Below are 22177 nucleotides of genomic sequence, written 5' to 3' on the forward strand. Positions count from 1 at the left end.
AAAGAGATGAAGTCACTATTTTCAGTAACCGCATGTATAGTCAATTTATCTGTTTTCCTGGTTTTTACCGCAGGTGCCCAAAACCCGGATTTCCCCTGGCCGGACGGTAAAAAAATGGCCATCAGTTTAAGTTTTGACGATGCCCGGGCTAGTAATCCCAGCCCTGGGGCAGCCTTATTGAATGAGTATGGGGTAAAGGCTACTTTTTATGTGGTTCCCTCCAGCATGGAAAGAGATATTCCAGGCTGGGAAATGGTGGTAGATACAGGACATGAGATTGGTAATCACTCTCTTTATCACCCCTGTAGTGGTAATTTTGTATGGTCCAGAAATAAGGCCCTTGAAGATTACACCCTGGAACGAATGCGAAAGGAATTGATCGCCGCCAATGATGAAGTGGAGCGGCTACTGGGTGTGAGACCGGAAGTTTTCGCCTATCCTTGCGGACTTACGTACGTTGGTAAGGGAGAACGTACCCAAAGTTATGTACCCCTGATCTCAGAACTGTTTCTCTCGGGAAGGGGCTGGAAGGATGAAGCCCCAGTGGACCCCTATTATGTTGACATGGCACAGCTTACCGGTATGGAGATGGACAACAAGTCCTTTGAAGAAATTTTACCCTTAATAGAAGCGGCTGCAGAAAACCGGCAATGGTTGGTTTTGGCAGGGCATGAAACCAATACGGAGGGCAATCAAACTACCTATTTGAGCATGCTGAGAAAGCTTTGTGCCTATGCCAATGATCCGGCCAATGGTATTTGGATTGCTCCGGTAGGTACGGTGGCCAAATACGTGAAGGAAAAACGATCGTCCATGGAAGGTAATTTAAATATTCCCGGTATTTCCGAGCCCTCAGAAAATGGAACAGTTTACCTTACATCGGAAAATGGCAAAGGGATAGGTCCTGATATCAAATACATGCCCGAGTGGAACGCATTTGGGTGGTTTACAGCCAATGACAGGGTAGAATGGGATCTGGATCTTCCAAAGAAAGGTACGTACGAAGTATGGATGGAATGGTCTGTTTCGGATGAGGAGGCAGGCAAACCTTTTGTGCTGACCTCGGGCGATCAGACCATTGAAGGGATTGTAAAACCTTCCGGATCCTGGGAGACTTTTCAGAAAACAAAGATAGGTAAACTGTCACTGGAAGCCGATTTTAACCGGATCATCGTGGCTTCCGGCGAGGAATTTGAAGATGGAGCATTGATGGATTTAAAAGCCCTGACGCTGGTGCCGGTAGGGAAGTAATCAAAACGGGGAAAAATTTATTACTCTTGCATTTTTCTCGATTAGGAAGTAGGGTATTTCGTATATAGTAGTAGACCAGAATAGCATAGAATTCCGGTTAGTGGAATCTCCACGGTATAGAAGTCAGATCAATATCAGAAAACGCAAATTTCCTGTATCAGCAAAAAGGTAGCTGCTCCAAAAGGTGAAAAGGCCAGGAAATCGAAAACGTGATAAAAAGCCCTCCGGGGCTTTTTTAGTTTTTTGGCCGTAGTTTTGATCGTACGGCATATTTATAAATAGATGAATTTGTTTTTTCTTGATTTAGCATTCCCTATAGCAATTTTCTGTCGCCCAGCTTTTTAAAAAAATCTTCCCTGTAATTCCGGCTGATGGGATAAAGATCTTCTCCTATCAACACTTCATTGGATTGGACTTCGTCAATATGCCGCATGTTGATAATAAAGGAGCGGTGAATCCGAACAAACTCACCCGGCAGGGCATTGGCTATACTGGTAAGGGACAGTAGCGACAAGATCTTTCTGGTCGGGGTGATGATCTTGATATATTCTCTCTGTGCCTCTATGGCCTGCACCTCCGAGTACAAAAATTTGACGATCCGGGTGTCGGTTTTGATAAAAAAATAATCGGGTTTCTCAGTTGTGTCTTCAGCAGAAACTTGTACGGAAAGGTATTCCACTGCCTTATCGATAGCTTTCCTGAAGCGCTCAAAAGAGACCGGCTTCATCAGGTAATCGATCACATCCAGCTCATATCCTTTGACTGCGTATTCTTCATAGGCCGTTACAAAGATCGTTAATGGCCTATTTGGGAGTTCGTTGAGCAAATCTATTCCGGTCATCAATGGCATACGGATATCAAGCAAAAGAATATCAACAGGATTTTTCTTTAGAAAACCCATCGCTTCTTCCCCATTGCTACAAACGCCAGCCAATTCCAAATTGCCAACCTTGGAAACGTAGTCCGAAAGCAATTTCCTGGCTGGCGGCTCGTCGTCCACGATAAGGATTTGGTAGTTCATTTCAGGTCTATTTTTAAGTTCACTTCGAAGGAGCTGGTAGTTTGATCCAGTACCAGCTCGTGTTTTTCCGGATAAATCAGGTTGAGTCTCTTCTTCACATTCGAAAGGCCGACACCACTTTCTTCTTCAGCTGTTTTACGTGCTTTTAGTACATCATTCCTGATGTAAAAGTGTAGCACATCTTCTTTATCGATGGTTAGTTTAATTGCAATCCGTCCATCAATGGTATTGCCATGTTTAAAGGAATTCTCAAGGAAAACCAAAAATATAAGGTGAGCGATACTATGCCTGTCCTTTACGCCCTCATGGCTGAATTCAATCGTTGGTTTTTCATCCAACTTTAACCTCCAAAGTTCAATGAAATTTTCCATAAACTTAATTTCTTTGGCAAGGGGAACAAAGCGCCCCTGATCCTCATACAGCATATGGCGCATCATTTCAGAGAGCTTCATGACCGCAGGTGCGGTGTTGTCCTCCTTGAAATAGGCCATCGAATAGATATTATTTAAGGTATTGAACAGAAAATGAGGGCTGAGCTGAAGTTTCAAAAACTTTAGCTCAGATGCCAATTGGCTGTTGCGAAGTTCGATTTCATTTCGTTGCGCCGAAATCATGTTGGCAAAAAACCAGATAACAGTAGTGATAAGGTAGAAGCCAAAAGCGGGAACTGATCTGATAAAGTAGGTATAGGTAACAGACCGGTGCGTCATACCGAGGAGGTTAACCCGCAAAAGCACTATGGTAACTACCACGGCAATAGACGCCATAATATAGCCGGAATACTTTCCTTTCTTATAGAGTTTCGGTAACAACAAGTAATAATTCAAATAGGCAATGGAGGAGGATGTCAGGACATCAGAAATTACTGCGCCCCAGATTTCACTAGAGGAATTGATCCAATTGCTTAAAGACGCATACAAAATCGCCCCGTAACACAGCCAGAAAAGGACATGCAATGCATAAAATGCCGGTCGCGAGATAAAATTATTTTTCATGGCGGAAATTTAGCCTTTTAAATAACACGAAAATAAAGGGATCATCCAACAGACAGTTGTGATCTACAGAAGGCAATTTTTATTCAATAAGTGGTAAATGCCAAAGCTGCCCATTTTCATTCGTTGATCAAATTTGTCGTTCGGGTGAGAGAATCATGCTTTCTATTGATGTTGCCAAAATCTTTGGATTATTTTTCGTCAATTAGTAGTGAAAAAGTGGGTCATTTACTGCTGCCGCACATTGAAAATAATTTAATAAAACTTAAATCTATATGAAAAAGTACCTTTTTGTTATTTCGCTCTTCCTTTTAAACATCTCCCTCACTTTTGCTCAATCAGTAACAGAGCAGAAAATCAAAAAACTCTCCCTGGACAAATGGCAATGGATGGCTGATAAAGACATATCGAAACTTGAAAAACTGTTTGACGATCAAGCCAGGTTTGTCCACATGAGTGGAAGCTGGAAAACAGACCGTGAACTGGAGATCATCGAGTCGGGAAGTATCTGGTATAAAAATGCTGAGGTACATGATACAGCCGTTGAGATTTCTGGAAATACCGCGGTAGTCTGGAATCGAATCACCTTGACAGCCCACGTCAGAGGCAGTGATGTGGAAAATGAATTTACGGTAACTGAAGTCTACCAAAAGCAGGGCGAAGACTGGAAAATGCTGGTTTTCACTTTCAGCAGCGTAAGAGATACCCACGAGATCGAACATTAATTCTAAAAAAGTAATGACCATGAAAAAAGCATTTCTAGGATTTCTTCTCCTCTTCCTAATTACACCATTTCTCTTTGCCCAGGAGGATAACGCCAAACAGGAAATCATCGAGCTTTCAAAAACCAAATGGCAGTGGATGGCTGACAAAGATGCGGATAAACTCGCAGAGCTCTTTGACGACAAATCTGTTTTTGTCCATATGGGTGGTGCCTGGGGAAAGGAGCGTGAAGTAGACATTATCCGTAGCGGTGGCATCTGGTATAAAGACGCAGACATTCACGAAGTTTCTGTCGAAATCATCGACAACACGGCCATTTTGCTGAACCGCATCACCTTGATCGCTGAAGTGGGCGGCAATGAAGTAACCAATCCATTTGAAGTCACGGAAGTATATATTAAAAAAGCAGAGGGCTGGAAGTTGGGCTCCCTGTCATTCACCAAATTAATAGGACCTGCAGACCGGTAAAAACAATACAGCCATGAGATTATTTCTCCTTTTCATTTACCTGACCACTGCTTTAAGTTGCTCCGGCCAAACCCAAACGGAAGCCTTAGATATTCCGGGTGAAAAATCCTCGGACGAGAACCTCATTGTCTATCTCTCACGCACCAAAAACACCAAAGCGGTGGCAGAGATGATTCAGGAAAAAGTGGGAGGAGCGCTTGTAAGCCTGGAGCTGGAAACCCCTTACCCGGAAGATTATGATGCCATCGTTGCCCAGGTAGCCAAAGAAAATGAGACGGGTATTCTTCCTCCATTAAAAACCGAGGTTGACTTATCTCAGTATCGGACAGTGTTTGTAGGCTTCCCTACCTGGGGCATGCAGCTACCGCCCCCGATGAAGACATTTCTAAGTGAAAATGACCTCAGTGGCAAAATGGTAATTCCCTTCAATACCAATGCGGGGTATGGAATCGGAAGTAGCTTTGACAAGGTTGAAGAGCTCTGTCCTGATAGTACTATTCTGGAAGGTTACTCTACCAGAGGTGGGATCGAGCGAGACGGAGTTTTGTTTGTGATGGAAGGAGAAAAAGAAGAGGAAGTAAGAAGAGCGGTCGATGATTGGTTGAACGGTCTTGGCATTTAAAGAATCAGGATAATTGCCCTGTATAGATGGGATACGTACCTGTACAGGTGAAATTAAATGGAATGGAAATTAACTGAGGTCCGGAGGTGATTGAATTGGTGCTATGTAAATGCTTATATAAGGTAAATAGTTTTGAGGATATGTAATCAGTGAAACTTATAAATAGATTGCTACAAATCAGTATATTAAAGTGAATGGATTATCTTCAAAGAGGCTCCTTATTTCGGTCCCATATTTAAAGTAGAAGAGATAAGAACAAAAATGATGGATTTCCTGTCAGTGCGCTTTACCGGCTAATCGATTTGATTTGAATAGGACTCGCTAAAAATAAATATTAAATTGAGTATCTGAATATTAACCATTCATTTAGCATAAAATCTAATTTTCCATGAGTAACCAATCAACCAAACTCGATCGAAGGTCATTTTTAAAAGTCTCAGCACTTGCCGGGGGAGGGATGATGCTGAGCTTTAATTGGCTGGCAGGATGTAAACCGAACGCCGAGGAGGCATTGGGAATGCCAGAGGACTGGTTTAGAATGAATGGCTATATCCGGATTGGTGATAATGGATTGATCACTTTGATGTCTCCCAATCCAGAAGGCGGTCAAAATGTCAAAACTTCCATGCCGATGATTCTGGCTGAAGAGTTGGACGCCGATTGGACAAAGGTCATCGTGGAACAGGCCCCTTTGGATACAGATAATTTCACCAGGCAATTTATCGGAGGAAGTCAGGCTATCCGAACCGGTTGGACCCCCTTGCGCACAGCAGGAGCTACAGCCCGGCAAATGCTGATGCGTGCCGCGGCTCAAACCTGGAATGTTCCGGTATCAGAAATCACCACGGAACCTGGCTTTATCCTTCATCAACCAGGTAACAAAAAGGCACATTTTGGGGAAATGGCCAACCTTGCGGCTACTTTGCCGGTTCCGGAAGCGGTTGATTTAAAAGCAAGCCAGGATTTTAAGATCATCGGCACCTCCAAAAAGAATGTTGACTTGAATAAAATCGTCACCGGAAAACCCCTTTTCGGAATGGATTATAAAAAGGAGGGAATGCTGTATGCTATGATTATTCATCCTCCGGCTTTTGGTAATAAACTCAAATCATTTGACGATTCGCAGGCCTGGTCCATGCCCGGCATTAGGGATATTTTTCAGTTCAAATCCCTTCGGGACGATTACAAAAGGACCTTCTTTGACACCGTGCAATTCACCGATTTAATCGCCATCGTCGGAGACAGCACCTGGCAGGTACTGCAGGCAAAGAAAGCCATAAAAGCGGACTGGGAAATTCAGGAAGGCTATGAGGAACAGCGGGATATGTTTGGTCGTGAAGCTGTCAGAGTAGTGCCAAAAGGTCTGGAAAATACGGATGCCCAGGAAATAGCTATGAAACAAGCCGCTCAAAAACCCCAAACCCAACGGAAAGATGGGAATCCCGAAGCGGTTTTCTCCACTGCTGCTAAAGTTATAGAGAGAACCTATACCGGTCCTTTTTTAGCGCACAACTGCATGGAGCCTATGAATTTTTTCGCCCATGTGGAAGGGGATAAGGTGTCCTGTGCCGGACCATTGCAAAAACCAGAATTGACGGAGCATGCCCTTTCAAGCCGATTGGGCATTCCGGTAGAAAATATTGAGATAGAAATGACCCGACTGGGTGGCGGGTATGGCCGTAGGTCCTATGCCCATTGGCTAATAGAAGCAGCGGTGATTTCCCAAAAAATGAATGCTCCTGTCAAGCTGGTTTACACCAGGGAAGACGACATGACAGGTGGCGTTTATCGATCCCGTTATCAGGCCACTTACCGGGCAGCCCTCAATGAAAACAATCAATTGATTGCCTTTCATGTCAACGCAGGTGGTCTACCTGAAAACCCATTGTACGCAAACAGGTTTCCGGCAGGAGCTGTGGATAATTATTTGGCCGAAGGCTGGGAAGTGCCCTCCAATATCACTACAGGTTCCTTCCGTGCACCAAGATCAAATTTCATGGCTTGCGTTGAGCAATCGTTTCTGGATGAAGTTGCGGAGGCAGCGGGCAAAGACCCCATTGATTTCCGATTAGAACTGCTGGCAAAAGCAAAAGCAAACCCGGTAGGTGAAGGAAATGATTACGATCCGGACCGGTATGCAAAAGTTTTAGAATTGGTCAGGGAAAAAGCAAACTGGGCAAATTCAACACCAGGAGTTTCCAGAGGAGTATCGGCCTATTTCTGCCATAACAGCTACGCTGCTCAGGTCTTGGACATGAAAATAGTCGATGGGCAGGTTCAAATCGATAAAGTCACTAATGCCATTGATTGCGGGCTTGTAGTAAACCCTGATGCGGCCAAAAACCTCTGCGAAGGAGCGGTAATAGATGGGATCGGTACGGCCATGTATGGAGAACTGACCTTTGAAAATGGGGTAATCAGCAAATCCAACTTCGACCAATACAGGCATATCCGGATGAAAGAGGCCCCAAAATCGATCGAAACCTATTTTGTAGAAAACGGAGAGGATCCCTCGGGTCTTGGCGAACCAGCCTACCCGCCGGTTTTCGCAGCATTGGCAAATGCGCTTTATAAAGCTACAGGAAACAGGTTTTACGATCAGCCTTTTTCCAGGCAATCGAACAGCTAGCTGAGCAGAAAAGACCTTTAAATCAATAATGAATTCAATATATAAATGCGCATTGTTTGAATTTTGTAAGCAGGTTAAAGTGTAAATTATTAACTTAGAATTAAATACAAATCATATGGCACAGTTTAGTTTAAATATCAATGGCAAATCCGTTCAGGTAGATGTAGATCCCAACACCCCCCTGTTATGGGTACTGAGAGACCACTTGGACCTGGTGGGTACCAAATTCGGCTGCGGCATAGCACAATGTGGCGCTTGCACTGTACATGTAAATGGAGAGGCGGTAAGGTCCTGCTCATATCCGATCAGTATCGTGGAGGACAAAAAAGTGGTGACCATCGAAGGCCTATCGGAAAAGGGAGATCATCCGGTACAGAAAGCCTGGGTAGAACATGATGTGCCGCAATGCGGGTATTGTCAATCCGGGCAAATCATGTCTGCAGCTTCCCTTTTGGCCAGGAACCCCAAGCCAACAGACGAAGAGATAACTTCGGCAATGAATGGAAACATCTGTCGCTGTGGTACCTATACCCGGATAAAAGCAGCCATTAAAACGGCTTCCCAAACACTTTAACCCACTGAAATATGACATTGCTAAATAAAAAATTAGATAGGAGATCCTTTTTAAAGGTGTCAGGCCTTGCAGGAGGTGGAATGATGTTGAGCTTTAGTTGGCTGGCCGGTTGCAAACCGACACCGGAAGAAGTATTGACCATGCCAGATGAGTGGTTTGAAATCAACAGTTACATAAAAATAGGCGAAAATGGTGCAGTGACGCTTTTCAATCCTAATCCTGAATTCGGTCAAAATGTAAAAACGTCTCTCCCCATGATTCTGGCTGAGGAATTGGATGTGGACTGGAAAAACGTATTTGTAGAGCAGGCGGATTTTTATCCGGAGCGTTTTGACAGACAATTTACGGGAGGTTCGCAAAGCGTGCGTGCAGCCTGGACACCCCTGCGCACCGCCGGGGCCATTGCCCGACAGTTGATAGTAAATGCAGCTGTACAATCCTGGAATGTTCCTGTGGCTGAAATCACCACCAATATGGGTACTGTGGAACATCAAGCCAGTGGCAAAAAGGCTGGCTATGGTGAGATGGCTTCCCTGGCAGGGACGCTGGATGCACCGGATCCGGAAACCATTAAACTCAAGGATAATGCAGATTTCAAAATCATTGGCCAGTCCAAAAAGAATGTGGATTTGCAAAAAATTGTAACCGGAAAGCCGATGTTTTCGCTTGATCATAAGGTTGAGGGAATGAAATATGCCGCCATTGTTCATCCGCCGGCCTTCGGAATGAAGCTCAAATCCTTTGACAAAAGCTCTGTGACATCCCTGCCGGGTATTCAGGATGCCTTTAAAGTTAAGGTTTTTAAGGACGATTATGGTAGAAATTTCTTTGATACCACTACATTCCCGGAGATCATCGCCATTGTGGGTAATTCTACCTGGGAGGTCTTGCAAGCCAAAAAAAGCCTCCAAGCTGAATGGGAAGAAGCTCCGGAAAGCACTTTTCCCATGGCGGGAAGGGGAGGTCAAACCAGAGATATTAGCGTTCCCGGAGGATTGGAGAATTCCAGCACGCACAAGGAAAAGATGGCGCAATTCCAGCGGAAACCAGGAAATATTCAAAGAAAAGACGGAGATCCGGAAGCTGCGTTCAAAAAAGCGGCCAGAGTGATTGAACGAACGTATACAGCTCCCTTTTTGGCCCACAACACCATGGAGCCGATGAATTGTTTCGCTGATGTGAAAGGGAATAGGGCCATCATTTACGGTCCAACCCAGGCGCCGGATTTTATTATGAACGCACTTTCCAGCAGCCTGGAGCTTCCGAAAGAAAATATCCAGATCAACCTTGCCCGGATGGGGGGAGGCTTTGGCCGGCGGGCTTATAGTCACCATATGGTAGAAGCGGCCTTGATTTCTCAAAAAATCCACGCCCCTGTAAAAATGGTCTATACACGGGAGGATGATATGTCGGCTGGGGTCTATCGGCCCACCTACTCAGCCACTTACCGGGCTGCTCTCGATGAAAACGATAATCTATTGGCCCTGCATGTGAAGGCCGGGGGTATCCCGGAATCTCCGCTGCATGCGAACCGATTTCCTGCGGGTGCTTTAGACAACTACCTGGCCGAAAGCTGGCAGACCGAATCGAACATCACCATTGGAGCTTTCCGTGCACCCAGATCCAATTTCATCGCCGGAGCAGAGCAAAGTTTCCTGGATGAATTGGCAGAAGAAATGGGAAAAGATCCCATAGCATTCCGTTTGGAATTACTTAAGAGAGCCGAAACAAACCCTGTAGGGGAAAACAATGATTATGATCCAAAAAGGTATGCCGGAGTATTGGAATTGGTCCGGGATAAATCCAACTGGTCAAATGTGCCCAATGGTATTTCTCGGGGAGTTTCTGCTTACTTCTGTCATAATTCCTATGTGGCTGAAGTGGTAGATGTGCGAATTCAGGACAAACAGCCGGTAGTAGAAAACGTCTATGCAGCAGTCGATTGCGGTATTGTGGTGAATCCCGATGCGGCAGCAAATATGGGTGAAGGTGCCATTGTTGATGGCATAGGCAATGCTTTTTACGGGGAAATGACCTTCGAAAACGGTGTGCCCACCAAAAGGAATTTTGACAAATACCGCATGATCCGGCACGGAGAGGCTCCCAGGAAAATTGAGGTTCATTTCGTAGAAAGCAAGGAGGATCCTACTGGATTGGGAGAACCGCTGTTTCCCCCTGTTTTTGCCGCATTGGGAAATTCCCTTTACAGGGCTACAGGAAAACGGCTGTATGAGCAACCGTTTCAGCCGCAGATCCTGCAAATTGAAAACTTAGGAATGTAACATATCTTAGTAAAACACATTTATCTTCTTTAAAATTTTCTCATTGACCTAACTTCACTTTAATTTTCAATGTAGCTTTTAGCAAGTGTTGGATATACATCTCCAGGAAAAAAGATGGAAGCCGTATTATGAAGCCAAATGGTCATCTGCGTATGCATAGAATAGCTGGTATTTGAAGTGGCCTCGCTGAAAGAGCCTGACCAATTTGGAAAAACCCATACCGCCTATGTCAGCAAAAAGGTAGCTGCGCCGAAAGGGGGAAGGACCAAGAAATCAAAACCTTAATAAAAAGCCCTCATGGGCTTTTTTTCTGGCACTGAGATAAATGAGAATTGTATTTACTTTTAGGAAAAGCTTGCAAGTCAAGAAAACGCCATTTAAAAGTGTTCAGTTTATAAATATTTTTCATGTTCTATCACAACTCCTTTGGAATATTATAAACTGCAATTCCAGGATCTTCGTCAGTAGTCAGTCCATAGATTTCATTGGATTCTTCATTCACTACAAAATTGATGATTGATCTATCCAGCATTAACTTCCAAAGAGGCTTTCCCTTGTGATCAAACACCCAAATTTGTTCAGCCATAACCGCTGTTTTTTTAAATTCAGAAGGATTTACACCTGCATATAATGCAAAAATATATTTTTCAGTTACTACAGCGTCTCTATAGTGGTAACGAGGATCTGGACCAAGGTACAACTGCTCCTTGCCATCAGCTCCCACTAATTCAAAAGGTGGCAATTCCATATCCGGCCCATCAATGATGATAAACGATTTGTCTCGATTGTTGAAAATCTCTAGTCTATCCCTTCTTATCCCAACTCTAACAAAAAGACCTTCATCTGAATTACCTTTAAAAAAACTGCTGTTTAATTCCGACAGTTGGTAATCATTAAGATCCGGTCGATCCTTTACTTTCTCCCAATTTCCATACCCTCCAATTTTATTCCCAGCTTTATCAAATTCCAAAATTCGATTTTTATCCTCCTTCGATATTCCCAGGTAAGTACTGTCAGTAGCCTGAGTAAAAAATAAAATATTCATCATAGGCTCGGTCATTTTCCATTCACTTTTACCTAGAAGGGTAGAATCTGACATTGAATATTCAACCAATTTCCTCCTATTCATCGAATACGTCCAAAAAGTATCGGAGTTTTTCCCTTTATAAAACATGCTGGCATCAATCACTTCTAAAGGACCTTCTCCAAATTTTCCCTTTGGTTTATCATACCTCCAATCTTTAGGATCAATAATATGAATACGAGGATGTTCCTCTGGAACTCTCCATGCTTCAGAAATCAGAACTTTTCTACCAACTAAACCAATATTAGAAGGATTGATGATTTCCTCGAAATAATTTTTTTCTGATGTAATGGAAATTATTTCGAAATCCTCCTCCTTAATAATTCTGTAGTTACCTTCCTCAGAGTCCTTTTGACATGAACCTAGTGCAAAAAGAAAAAGGACTAGAATAAATTTGTTCATTCTTAAAGATAGTTTAATTCTGCCACAAATGACTGGAATTATTTACAAAAACTTAAATCTTCGGTCACAGCCTCAATTTCCCCGGGGAAAAAAGTTTGAATTTTGTCCGTTCCTACCAAAACCCAAACACTTTTCCCCTCCCCAAGGATACCCATGCATTCCGTCTTCCCGGGTAGGACTAGCTAACCTCTTCGGTCGACCAAGATCCTATCCGACCACTCCATGCAAGCGTATCCAGTCTCATATCAGGAATCCATTGTGGAAAACGGTTGCAGGTGAAAAAAGGTAAATAGAATTTCTCCATAAATAGTCATGGATTTACAATATTTCGTTTAAATTATTAACATAAAAATGTTAATTAAATAAATAATGAAAGATATCTCCTTGATTGTAATGCAATTAAAAAATCGGCAAGGCCAAATTGACCGCAAAATCAACCAGCTGATAGACCAAAACCTGGATCATTTGAAAGATTGGATAAGGGAAAAAAACTTACCGGACTTATTAAAAAGGTCCTGCAGTCCATTGAGGAAGACAACCTGATCCAGGCTGGCATGTTTATCAGGGATTTGGAAATAGAAGGGTTAATACTGGACCTTTGAGGCCCACTTATTGTCTTTCCAATGACCAATCCAAACTGTCTGGAATTACTGGTCGCTTTTAAATTACTTTAGTTTAAAGGGATAATGGAAGACACTTATTTTTTGCACAAAATGAAAGTGTTTTTTGTAAAAAAAAAAAGAGTATAACCCACTTACAAGTAATACTTTGTGCCTCATTTAACAAGGTTGTTTTAAACTTATGAAAAAGACCTGGATTAGGAGCCCAATCTTGCCTGCTTTATTTGTTTAGGTAGGGGAGAGCCAGGCTTAAAAAACAAGCAACTTGAGTGGTTACCATAAATTTACGCCGGAAAATAATGGTTTGCCTAAACTTCAACTTAGTCTTATCAGAATTCAAGGACATGGTAAGTTTAGGATTTATTTACGTTAATAAGATAAATTATTTGCCCCACAAATAGCCCCGCATAAAAAAGGAAAAACCCTAACAGCTTTATTATTTAGCCATTAGGGTTTCTTCTTGCGGAATGGACAGCTTGTCCCGTTTTTTCGGGAGGGCTCGAACCCGCGACCTTCCCGATGTGTCGGGACGGGCATTCTTTCATTTTATTTCATTTTTCATTAAAGAAAGGATGAATTTTCTGCTTTTCTATTTTTGCAAATATTTTTCCCTGATAATGGCCTCAGCGTCGGTTTCAAAAGATTCAGCATGTACCAATTTCCAAGACTGTTTCCTTCCGGTATATCCCTTATGAGGTCGATTGTGCTTTTTTAGTCCCTCTACTGGGTCTTGAGAAGAACCTATATAAAAAGATCCATCTTTTTCTGATTCTATGCTGTAGAAATAATGAGTCATAAACAAAAAAAGCCCTGGAATACCAGGGCTTTAAGCGGAATGGACGGGAATCGAACCTAATGATTTTCGTGAACCAAAAATATTCGTAAATGGCTTATATACATATATATGGATATATTTACCAAAATGTAATGACCAGTAAAAACCTGATTTGATCCATATTTTAGCCCCACAGTTAGCCCCACAAAAATTTTTTGTTTAAATTGGTGCTTTCAAAACTAAATGATAATGGAAGCAACATTAAGATTCGAGCTTAGGTTGGATACGGTTAACAAAAATGGAGAGCACCCTTTGATTTTTATTATTCGCATAGCCGGACAACGCAGGAAAGTTTCTACTGGCATTAAGCTATTTCCTGAACTCTGGGAAAACCAAAGTCAACAAATAGTAAGTCTAACTCAAAGAGTGAAAATGCTTTTGAGTAAAAAGTACGGAGAGAACATTCCGACTAAAAGCAAGCTGATCCAATATCAGGATCAAATGTCAGCATTGATCTCTGAGGTGAGGTCCATAGAATCAAGGTTTATTTTTGAGAAGACTCCTTATAGTGCAGATATGATTGCCGAGGAGATTAAATTGAAACAAAAGCAAGCCACGAAAAAGGAAAACCCTTCCTCGATTGTCTACGATTTTATTGATCAATATATCGAAGAACATAAGCATATAAGAGAAAAGGGTAGCCTTTCAGTTTATAAGTCACTTAAAAAACACCTCACCAATTATCAAAATCACACCCGAATAAAAGTACGGTTTGATCAGATCGATTATAACTTTCTGCAGGGATTTCAGCGCTTTTTGATTGATTGGGAGGAGGTAAACGAGAACACCAAAAGAGTAAGCACGCTAAACAATACAACCATTTCCAAACAGCTGAGGACTTTGAAAACCTTTCTTAGCTATGCAAAGAAGAAGGGAATCGAAGTCAATCCAGGGCATAAGGACTTTTCCATTAAAGAATACAAAATGGAAGTCATTGCACTGACCCAATCCGAACTTGACCTTTTATTCGAATTGAATCTTCAAAATAATAAACGATTGGACCAGATACGGGATGTATTTTGCTTCAGTTGTGTAACCGGTTTCCGGTATTCCGACCTGGAGCAGCTTCACCGGGGCCATATTAAAAATGGCGAAATTAGGTTAACGGTGAAAAAAACAAAAAAGCCATTAATTGTACCACTTAACAGGTATTCCAAAACAATCCTGGAAAAATACAAGGACCTGGCCAGCCCCATTCCGATGATTTCCAACCAGAAGTTCAACAAATACGTCAAGGAGCTCTGCAAGCTGACGGGAATCGATGATCCTATAGAAATAATCCGTTACAAAGGGGCCACCAAGCAATCTACCATTTACAAAAAGCACGAAATTATCAGTGCCCACACCGGAAGAAAAACCTTTGCGACCTTATCCCTGGAAAAAGGAATTCCTGCAGAGACCGTAATGAAGATTACTGGCCATGCCGATTACAAGAGCTTTCAACGGTATGTGAAGGTGACGGAAGAAAGAAAAAGAAACGAAATGCAAAAAGCCTGGGGAGCCCCAGGGTAAAAAATCAAACCTTGAACCATGAAAAAGTTCGATCCAAAAAGGCCCCTTTGGCTGTACAAGCTCCGGGAGTACCTGCTGCTTTTTGACGGGAGTTCTGAAGAAGAAAGGATGCTGGCATACCGTTACGGCTGGCATATATTTTCGGTTAACCGGCAACATTTTGAAGATTTTTCCAATTTCATCCGGCGTCGGAAATGGTTTATCTACCTTTCCCTGATTTACCCCATTCTATTTGCCTTTTTTAGCCTGGTCCTGGCTCTTTCTGTGCTTACGATTGAGCTCTCCTTGAAATTACCTTTTGCTCTTATTATTTCAGGCATAACAGCGGGAATTATCTACAACCTTATTGGAAATACCCTTAAGAATATTCGGGAGACCGGCATTTTTCTAAAGTATGTCGACGCCACCAAGAAACTGGCCAATTTCCGGGAATTTGAAACCTTGGATTTTCGGGATAGGGAAGGGGCCCAACTTTTCTATGAAAACATGCGGGCAAAACGGGATTATAATCTTGTGGAAATTTCAGAAAGCAGGATGGACAAAACTGAAAAGCTGCTGGCCATCGATTTTTTATTAGGCGGGCCGGGGACATTGAATGAACTGATCAACAAACTCTGCCTGGATCCTAATTGCAGTTTGTCGAAGGAAGGGGTATATCGGGTGTTGGGAGAAATCCTGACAGCTTCTCCGGATAACATCAAAAAGGATATCACCAAAAGAGTAAGCGAAATCAGATCCGGAGAATGTCTATCGCCTAAACGGGTCGATCAGCTCAGGAATGTCAAAGCGATTTTCCATCTGGCAAAATTGGGACTGAAGGCCAGTGAAATAGATAGACTCATTGACACCCTGGAAAGTCCAAGGGTTGGATTAAAAAATGGGGTTGAATGCCATTAACGGTAATAGTCAGAAAAATCTAAAATCCTATAAAATCGTTATATTTGAAAAGACTTAAATACTGATAAAGATGGAAACAATTGCCGCCAGAAAATATGCGATTATAGAGAAGGTTATGCACTTGAATGAAGAAGAGCTCACTGAATTAGAAAGCTCTTTGATTAAGTTTTCGGAAGGTCCTGTCAGCGTTGAGCAGTACAACCGGGAAATAGATGAAGCTGAAGCCGAAATGGATCGGGGCGAATTCTACAGCCAGGAAGAAGTAGAGAAATTGGCTAAAAAATGGTAGTGGAAAATCCTTTGGAAAGTATTCCCGAACAACGACTAAAGGTATCCTGGACCAAAAGTGCTTTTATTTCACTTCAAAAAGCTTACAAAAAAATAAAAGAAAACTCCCCTGCGAGTGCAGAGAAAGTGAAAGAAACCATTTTAGTCATGACTCGCAATTTGCCAGATCACCCTGAGAAATATCCGTTGGACAGGTTTAAAAAGGACAATCCAGGGAACTACAGGGCTTTAGAGAAATACTCTTATCGGGTAGCTTATCGGCACACGGATAAAGAAATCAAAATCCTCCGGTTAAGGCATGTAAAACAAGAACCCAAGCCTTACTAAACTAACCCTACCAAGCTTTTGGTACACAATTAAAGTTACCAGAACCCTCATAAAAGCCCATTAGAAGCCGTTTGCGGGAAGCAATATCATTTTTCACGTTGGCTTTTTTCTCCTTTGAAAATCCGCAAAAGTTTAAATCCAATCGGGCTTTCTATTGATCGCCAATCTGTCAATTTCCTTTTGCTATTTTTTTTCATTAAAATCCCTCCATTCCAGCCATTAATGAAGCTTTCCGAAAACCTGGGGTACTACCCCAGCTAACTACCCCTGCCAAGTTCTGACCATATTCGGCCAACAAACCAAACAAAAACCGATTATGAACGACTTGATCTTTTCACCAATTGACAAAAGGCAACTTATCCATGAAATTGCCGAAGAAGTGGCTTCCAGGATAATCCCTCAACTACAGCCACCAACCCAGGAAGACGAACTGATACAGATCCCTGAAGCCATGCGGATGCTAGGGCGATCCCGTACCACGATCAATAACTGGCGCAGGGAAGGTTTTCTCAAAGAACAGGTGATCAACACCAGGGTGTATTTCAAAAAGTCGGATATACTCAATGCCGGTCACCAGAAAAACGGCCGGAAAAAATAAAAGCGGATCATGCCCGATCCGCTTGCAATAATTTCATTAGGAAATGGTATCCCTCTTTCAATGAGTTAAATATACCATTTCTGTGTGGATTTACCAACCCAAACCAACAGAAAAATGGACGAGGAAAACCCTATCAGGAAGATAGATGAAAAATGTTCCAGCCCTACCATTCGGATGATCAGGTTCCTGATGTCAAAATACGACTTTAAGAACAACCTGGTGCTTAATGAAGTCTTTGCCAGAGAAAAAGAAGGAGACCACTACCATCCGGTCAATCCCAATACCCTTTACATAGAGTGCCGGCAGGCCGGATACCGCACCTCGGTGGGTGAAATCAACACCTTCCTTTGTTCGGACTTTATTCCCAAAACCAACCCTTTTGTGGAGTATTTTAGACAGGTCCGGAACAAATGGGATAACACCCTCCATGGAGACTATATCCAAAAATTCAGTGGCTATGTCCAGGTAGTTGGTCAGCAGCGCTTTGAGTTGCAGTTCAAAAAATGGCTGGTCCGCTGCGTGGCCTGTTGCCTAAGGGATGACTTCTTCAACAAGCAGGCCCTGATCTTTGTACAGGAGCAACAGAACAGTGGTAAGACAACCCTGACCCGCTTCCTGATCCCGGATCAATTAATGGCCTATCATGCGGAAAATATTTCCGTGGATAAGGACAGTCTGATCGCATTAAGCCAGAATTTCGGCGTGATCCAGGATGAACTTTCCACGCTGTCCAGAACAGAAATCAACGCACAGAAAACCCTGATGAGCAAATCGCATGTCAAGGTCCGGCACCCCTATGATAAAAAACCCAAAATGGAACCTAGAAGGGCATCCATCTGGGGTTCCACCAATAAGGGCGAGTTCCTGACCGATGTGACTGGAAGTGTCCGCTGGCTCTGCTTTACGGTAAGGGCGATCAACTGGGATTATAAACGTGACATTGATATCGACCGGGTTTGGGCTCAAGCCTATCAGTTGTATCAGTCGGATTTCCAATACGAGATGACGGCTGCTGAAATTCAGGAAAATGAACTGATGAACAATCAGTACAAAACCATTTCGCCCGAAGTGGAACTGGTGCAGAAGTTCTTTTCTCCTGGTACCAGGGAGGACCATGACAAATTCATGACTGCCACAGAGATCTGCCACCAGCTGACCTTAAACCTTTCCGGAAACCTAAGGATCAGCCCGGTAGAAATCGGAAAGGCCCTGAAACTGCTCGGCCATATTCAGACTCAGGTAAGAAGAAACGAAGCCCAAACCTTCCCCGAAAAGGGATATTACATAAAACAAAATCACCCTACTACTTACTACAAGTAACGCTTAAACAAATGAAAATCAAACCATTAGCCTGTAGTAAGATATAATAAATCAAGTTACTACAACCTACTACAAAAAGCCATTTTGTAGTAAGATGAATTTTGATTTTTACCTAACATAAATAACTGAATACCAATGAGTAAAGAGCAAAATGTAGTAAGGTAGTAGGTGTAGTAGGCGGTTTTTTATAAAAATTAAACTTTAAGACCATGAATGCCAAAGAAGCCAATAAGATATCCATAGTAACTTATCTAGATCAACTGGGAATAAAACCAAGCAAAGTAAAAGCAGGCTATTGTTTTTACCTGTCTCCTTACCGGGAGGAAAAGACGCCTTCGTTTAAAGTTCACCCTATCAAGAATCTCTGGGTGGATTTCGGCGATGGGAATGCTGGTGGCACCCTGATTGACCTGGTTTTGAAAATGAACCCAAATTTTACCATTTCGGAGGCCATCCAGGAAATCGCCACCATAAGCGGATCCTCTTTTTTTCTTCACCCGCCAATTCTTTCCAATGCGAAGCCTTCCGAAAAGGAACCACCTGGGATTACCATCATTAAAACCAATCCTCTTGGAAACAATCGTGCCATTACGGATTACCTGCAATCCAGGGGCATATCATTGGAGACAGCAAGCGACTTCTGCCGGGAGGTATATTACCGCATTTGGGACAAAAGGTATTTCGGGCTGGGCAACGCAAATGAAAATGGCTGGTCCATACGGAACAAATACTGGAAGGGCTGCACCGCTCAGGGGGTTTCGCATTACCGGAACAATGCAGCCGACCTCTGCCTGTTCGAGGGCATATTCGACCTTATGAGCTATGCGGAAATGAGGAAGGCGGAGCGATACCGAATGGATTTTATGGTGCTTAACTCCCTGGCCAGTTTAAAACCGGCTGTGCCTGAAATACAGAAATACCGGCAGGTAAATCTGTTTCTGGACAGGGATCAGGCGGGTAGGGCAGCAGCGGAGGAATTGACACAATCCCTTCCCCAAAGCCAGGATTGTTCCGGTATCATTGGTCCGTTTAAGGACCTAAACGAGTACTGGATGAGTCGGGAAAATCATGGTCCAAAAAGATGAAGAAGCCAGGTGAATTCTGAAGAAAATTTGCCCGCTTTGCTAAATGGCTCCTTTTTCTTTTACCAGCAGCCTTTCCTGGCCGGGCCCTGGCTTAACGTAGACGGGGGCTTAAAAGAGGGTGGCATTTGTTCGATTTAAAAAGCAATTAGTTCTATATGTGGATATATAGTTATTTGATTAGCAATTTATACGGATATACCAATATTCAAATAAAGACAAGTGATCCATTAGACCTGTCAGATGGTTGCTACAAATGCTATCGGTAACTGTATTTTCCTGTATGCGGCTATTCAAATAGCCGGATTTATAGCTATTCCTGTAACTGTATATAAGAAAAAATAGTTAAATATATTTGCTTTTATTTAGATATAAATTTATATTAGTTGGTAAAAATAGGATTATTTATTTAATCTACTATAGTTAAAACCGTTCTTATTTACATCCCTATAGGATGAAAGAACGTCCAAAAACGCACTTTGAATTAACCCTAAAACCCGCTGTGCGCGGTCCTTGCAAGTTGTGTCTTTGTCCGACAAAAAACCTCCCGGTTTTTTTCTGCCAAAAACGAACTTGCCCCTCCTTTTTCCATACGGTTTTGTGGTGGGAGGAGGGGAGGGAAATCCTCGCAACTCGGATTTAAAAATTAAAATTATGAGAAGAGCAACCCAAAATGACCGGGAGAAAGTAGTAAACATTCTGCTGGAAGCATTCAAAAAAAACAAGAGCGTCAACTACATTGCCGGGAAGCAAGAAAAAAAGATCCGCTATTTGATGGAGTATTCCTTTGACAACTGCATGGATACCGGTGAGATATTTATTTCGGACGACGGCGAAGCTTGCGCCATGATCCAGTTTCAGGATCGGAAAAAGTTCTCCTGGAAAAGCACCTATCTGGATATACAGTTAATACTTAAAACCATCGGCCTGGGCAACATCCCCAAGGCCTTGGCCAGGGAATCTTTTATCAAAAAGCATTACCCCAGCGAACCGTTTACCTACCTCTGGTTTATTGGTGTAAATCCGGACCGGCAGGGGAATGGCTTTGGGACGGCCGTTCTGAAGCATGTATTGGATTACTCCAGGACGCTTAACCGGCCGGTCTATCTCGAAACCTCTACCCAGCGGAATCTACCCTGGTACCAAAAACACGGCATGGAGATTTATACCGTTTCAGAGCGGTTTGGGTTTCCGTTCTATTTTCTAAAAACTGCCTGAACGCCATGACCGTTCTCAATACTGAAATACATATTGTAACCCTTCTGTTTGTAATTCTGGAGACATTAATGTTTTCCCATCAACTTGTCTTTTACCTGCAAAAGCCCACAGAGAAAAAGAGAAAATATTACCTGATCCTGCTATTCTTATTGATCATATACAATATTGCTGGAGGTCTCTTTCCCGACGAAAACCTTCCTCTGTCGGTAGTGTTTCAATACATCCTGGCCTATGGGGCCGGTTTTTCCATGGGCGCTTATTTCCCCTATTATTTTTACCAGGCCTACAACATCACCCATCTGGAATTTCATGCCAAATATGGCGTGCTGATCTTCCTGATATTGCCCTTTATCATTTTCTTCTGCATACTCTATCCACTTGGGTTGGATTTGATGACGGTCATCTATGTGGGAATGATTATTCCGTTTGCCTACGCGTTCTACATGGTATACAATATCCTATGGGGCATTCGGCAGCGATACAAAAACAGAAAAGCCTCTTTCGATGCCATTTTATCCTACATTGCCGTAGCCCCCTGGGCCCTGATGCCCTTATTGGCCTACTTGCAGGTAACCCAACTTACAGAGGTGCTCTTTACCAACGGCGGATTCCTGATCATCACCTTTCTTTTTTTCCGGAACATGATAGAGGAGAACCGCAAGGATCTGGAAACGCTGGACCTGATCCAAACCAAAAATGAAGAGGAAATTTTCGCCATCCGATGCAAAGGCTTGGGACTTACCAAAAGAGAAATTCAAATATGCCAATTGGTCAGGGATGGCTACATCTACAAAGAAATCGGTGATACGCTGAATATCTCCGAAAGGACCGTCAACAAGCACATACAGAATATTTTCAAAAAGGCTGGTAGTAATAATAAGCTTGACCTGTTGAATAAGATCAGCAGAAGGGTGAAGTCGGCCTGAGATGGTCTCGGAATCTGCGATTCAAAAATGCACTACTTTCAAAACATTTCTGGAAATATAGATGGCTGGTACCTCATTTATTAATAGAAAGTTGATGGAATCGAGATAGGCTGAATAATTGGAAACGAGAGATTCGTGAGGTGGCGGATTAAGCCTATTGAAGTTTTCTGAGGCAGTTTTGATGATAGGATTTTACTTTATCTAGAAAACAGTCATTTCAATCACATAAAATTTTATAGCTTTTAAATTATGATTATTTGGAAATAGAACTTTTTGCGCCGTTGCTAGGCATGAGTAGTGTAGCTAATTTCTTCGTTTTCGATCCGATTCCAACCTATTATTTAAATTAAATTGATATAGGCTTTTTTTCAGGGAGATTAACTTTTTGAACTAGGCCTATGATAAATAAAATTCTTTGTAAGGGTATGGTGGTTTTTCTACCATTCTTTTCATGAGGTTTTCAAAGATTCCCTCCTTCATCTTATGCCTGTTGAAGCGATAGGTAT

The 22177-nt window shown here is 42.6% G+C and carries 21 protein-coding genes and 1 pseudogene; 17 read left to right on the forward strand and 5 right to left on the reverse strand.

From position 1 onward, the window contains the following. Window positions 1-6 precede the first annotated feature (6 nt). Window positions 7-1251 (forward strand): polysaccharide deacetylase family protein, encoded by a 1245-nt coding sequence (locus tag HUJ21_RS24045; RefSeq protein WP_291373517.1) that lies wholly within the window; start codon window positions 7-9, stop codon window positions 1249-1251. A 313-nt stretch (window positions 1252-1564) separates the two neighbouring features. Here the strand turns inward: HUJ21_RS24045 and HUJ21_RS24050 are convergent, their stop codons facing one another. Both HUJ21_RS24050 and HUJ21_RS24055 read right to left on the reverse strand, forming a co-directional pair. Then, window positions 1565-2272: a LytTR family DNA-binding domain-containing protein gene (locus HUJ21_RS24050; protein ID WP_291373519.1), complete on the reverse strand. Its 708-nt coding sequence runs from the start codon at window positions 2270-2272 to the stop codon at window positions 1565-1567. After that, window positions 2269-3267: a sensor histidine kinase gene (locus tag HUJ21_RS24055; protein WP_291373520.1), complete on the reverse strand. Its 999-nt coding sequence runs from the start codon at window positions 3265-3267 to the stop codon at window positions 2269-2271. Before HUJ21_RS24055 ends, HUJ21_RS24050 begins: the two co-directional genes overlap by 4 nt. A 272-nt stretch (window positions 3268-3539) precedes the next feature. Here HUJ21_RS24055 and HUJ21_RS24060 point away from each other — a divergent pair, with 272 nt between their 5' ends. The 6 genes from HUJ21_RS24060 to HUJ21_RS24085 all read left to right on the forward strand — a co-directional run bounded on the left by HUJ21_RS24060 (window position 3540) and on the right by HUJ21_RS24085 (window position 10562). After that, window positions 3540-3989, forward strand: a complete 450-nt coding sequence (locus tag HUJ21_RS24060) for a nuclear transport factor 2 family protein (protein ID WP_291373521.1) — start codon at window positions 3540-3542, stop codon at window positions 3987-3989. Between the two features lie 19 nt (window positions 3990-4008). Next, window positions 4009-4455 (forward strand): nuclear transport factor 2 family protein, encoded by a 447-nt coding sequence (locus HUJ21_RS24065; protein ID WP_291373523.1) that lies wholly within the window; start codon window positions 4009-4011, stop codon window positions 4453-4455. 13 nt (window positions 4456-4468) lie between these two features. Continuing rightward, window positions 4469-5077: a flavodoxin gene (locus HUJ21_RS24070; protein ID WP_291373525.1), complete on the forward strand. Its 609-nt coding sequence runs from the start codon at window positions 4469-4471 to the stop codon at window positions 5075-5077. 388 nt (window positions 5078-5465) lie between these two features. Then, window positions 5466-7706 (forward strand): molybdopterin cofactor-binding domain-containing protein, encoded by a 2241-nt coding sequence (locus tag HUJ21_RS24075; RefSeq protein WP_291373527.1) that lies wholly within the window; start codon window positions 5466-5468, stop codon window positions 7704-7706. 115 nt (window positions 7707-7821) lie between these two features. Further along, window positions 7822-8280, forward strand: a complete 459-nt coding sequence (locus HUJ21_RS24080; RefSeq protein WP_291373529.1) for a (2Fe-2S)-binding protein — start codon at window positions 7822-7824, stop codon at window positions 8278-8280. Window positions 8281-8291: 11 nt separating this feature from the next. Then, window positions 8292-10562, forward strand: coding sequence for a molybdopterin cofactor-binding domain-containing protein (locus HUJ21_RS24085; RefSeq protein ID WP_291373531.1), 2271 nt, complete (start codon window positions 8292-8294; stop codon window positions 10560-10562). Window positions 10563-10977: 415 nt separating this feature from the next. Here HUJ21_RS24085 and HUJ21_RS24090 read toward each other — a convergent pair whose 3' ends face one another. Then, a complete protein-coding gene (locus tag HUJ21_RS24090; RefSeq protein WP_291373532.1) occupies window positions 10978-12048 on the reverse strand; it encodes a BF3164 family lipoprotein in 1071 nt (356 codons plus the stop codon). Between the two features lie 473 nt (window positions 12049-12521). Between HUJ21_RS24090 and HUJ21_RS24095 the strand changes: the two genes are divergently transcribed. Beyond that, window positions 12522-12650 carry a hypothetical protein gene (locus HUJ21_RS24095; protein WP_291373533.1) on the forward strand — a complete coding sequence of 43 codons (129 nt, stop codon included), beginning with the start codon at window positions 12522-12524 and terminating at the stop codon, window positions 12648-12650. 607 nt (window positions 12651-13257) lie between these two features. On the opposite strand, the gene HUJ21_RS24100 is transcribed toward HUJ21_RS24095, so the two are convergent. Then, the gene (locus HUJ21_RS24100) at window positions 13258-13464 is read right to left on the reverse strand and encodes a GIY-YIG nuclease family protein (RefSeq protein WP_291373534.1); all 207 of its coding nucleotides are present in this window, start codon (window positions 13462-13464) and stop codon (window positions 13258-13260) included. 228 nt (window positions 13465-13692) lie between these two features. Between HUJ21_RS24100 and HUJ21_RS24105 the strand changes: the two genes are divergently transcribed. The 9 genes from HUJ21_RS24105 to HUJ21_RS24145 all read left to right on the forward strand — a co-directional run bounded on the left by HUJ21_RS24105 (window position 13693) and on the right by HUJ21_RS24145 (window position 21671). After that, window positions 13693-15015 carry a site-specific integrase gene (locus tag HUJ21_RS24105; RefSeq protein WP_291373535.1) on the forward strand — a complete coding sequence of 441 codons (1323 nt, stop codon included), beginning with the start codon at window positions 13693-13695 and terminating at the stop codon, window positions 15013-15015. Between the two features lie 18 nt (window positions 15016-15033). Then, complete coding sequence (locus HUJ21_RS24110) at window positions 15034-15912, forward strand: hypothetical protein (protein ID WP_291373536.1); 879 nt, start codon at window positions 15034-15036, stop codon at window positions 15910-15912. 70 nt (window positions 15913-15982) lie between these two features. Further along, window positions 15983-16201 (forward strand): hypothetical protein, encoded by a 219-nt coding sequence (locus HUJ21_RS24115; protein WP_291373537.1) that lies wholly within the window; start codon window positions 15983-15985, stop codon window positions 16199-16201. After that, complete coding sequence (locus tag HUJ21_RS24120; RefSeq protein WP_291373538.1) at window positions 16195-16527, forward strand: type II toxin-antitoxin system RelE/ParE family toxin; 333 nt, start codon at window positions 16195-16197, stop codon at window positions 16525-16527. Before HUJ21_RS24115 ends, HUJ21_RS24120 begins: the two co-directional genes overlap by 7 nt. Window positions 16528-16843: 316 nt before the next feature. Further along, entirely contained in the window at window positions 16844-17125 is a 282-nt protein-coding gene (locus tag HUJ21_RS24125; protein WP_291373539.1) for a helix-turn-helix domain-containing protein, read from the forward strand. A gap of 84 nt (window positions 17126-17209) precedes the next feature. After that, a complete protein-coding gene (locus HUJ21_RS24130; protein WP_291373540.1) occupies window positions 17210-18445 on the forward strand; it encodes a VapE domain-containing protein in 1236 nt (411 codons plus the stop codon). 209 nt (window positions 18446-18654) lie between these two features. Further along, window positions 18655-19530: a toprim domain-containing protein gene (locus tag HUJ21_RS24135; RefSeq protein WP_291373542.1), complete on the forward strand. Its 876-nt coding sequence runs from the start codon at window positions 18655-18657 to the stop codon at window positions 19528-19530. Between the two features lie 651 nt (window positions 19531-20181). Then, a complete protein-coding gene (locus HUJ21_RS24140) occupies window positions 20182-20745 on the forward strand; it encodes a GNAT family N-acetyltransferase (protein WP_291373547.1) in 564 nt (187 codons plus the stop codon). 5 nt (window positions 20746-20750) lie between these two features. Further along, on the forward strand, window positions 20751-21671 hold the full coding sequence (locus tag HUJ21_RS24145) for a helix-turn-helix transcriptional regulator (protein ID WP_291373550.1): 921 nt from the start codon (window positions 20751-20753) through the stop codon (window positions 21669-21671). 396 nt (window positions 21672-22067) lie between these two features. On the opposite strand, the pseudogene HUJ21_RS24150 reads toward HUJ21_RS24145, so the two are convergent. Then, window positions 22068-22177 (reverse strand): annotated as a pseudogene (locus tag HUJ21_RS24150) (IS1595 family transposase); the annotation flags it as partial.

It is taken from the genome of Cyclobacterium sp., from assembly GCF_014762705.1.
In the GTDB taxonomy this organism is placed as follows: Bacteria; Bacteroidota; Bacteroidia; order Cytophagales; family Cyclobacteriaceae; genus Cyclobacterium.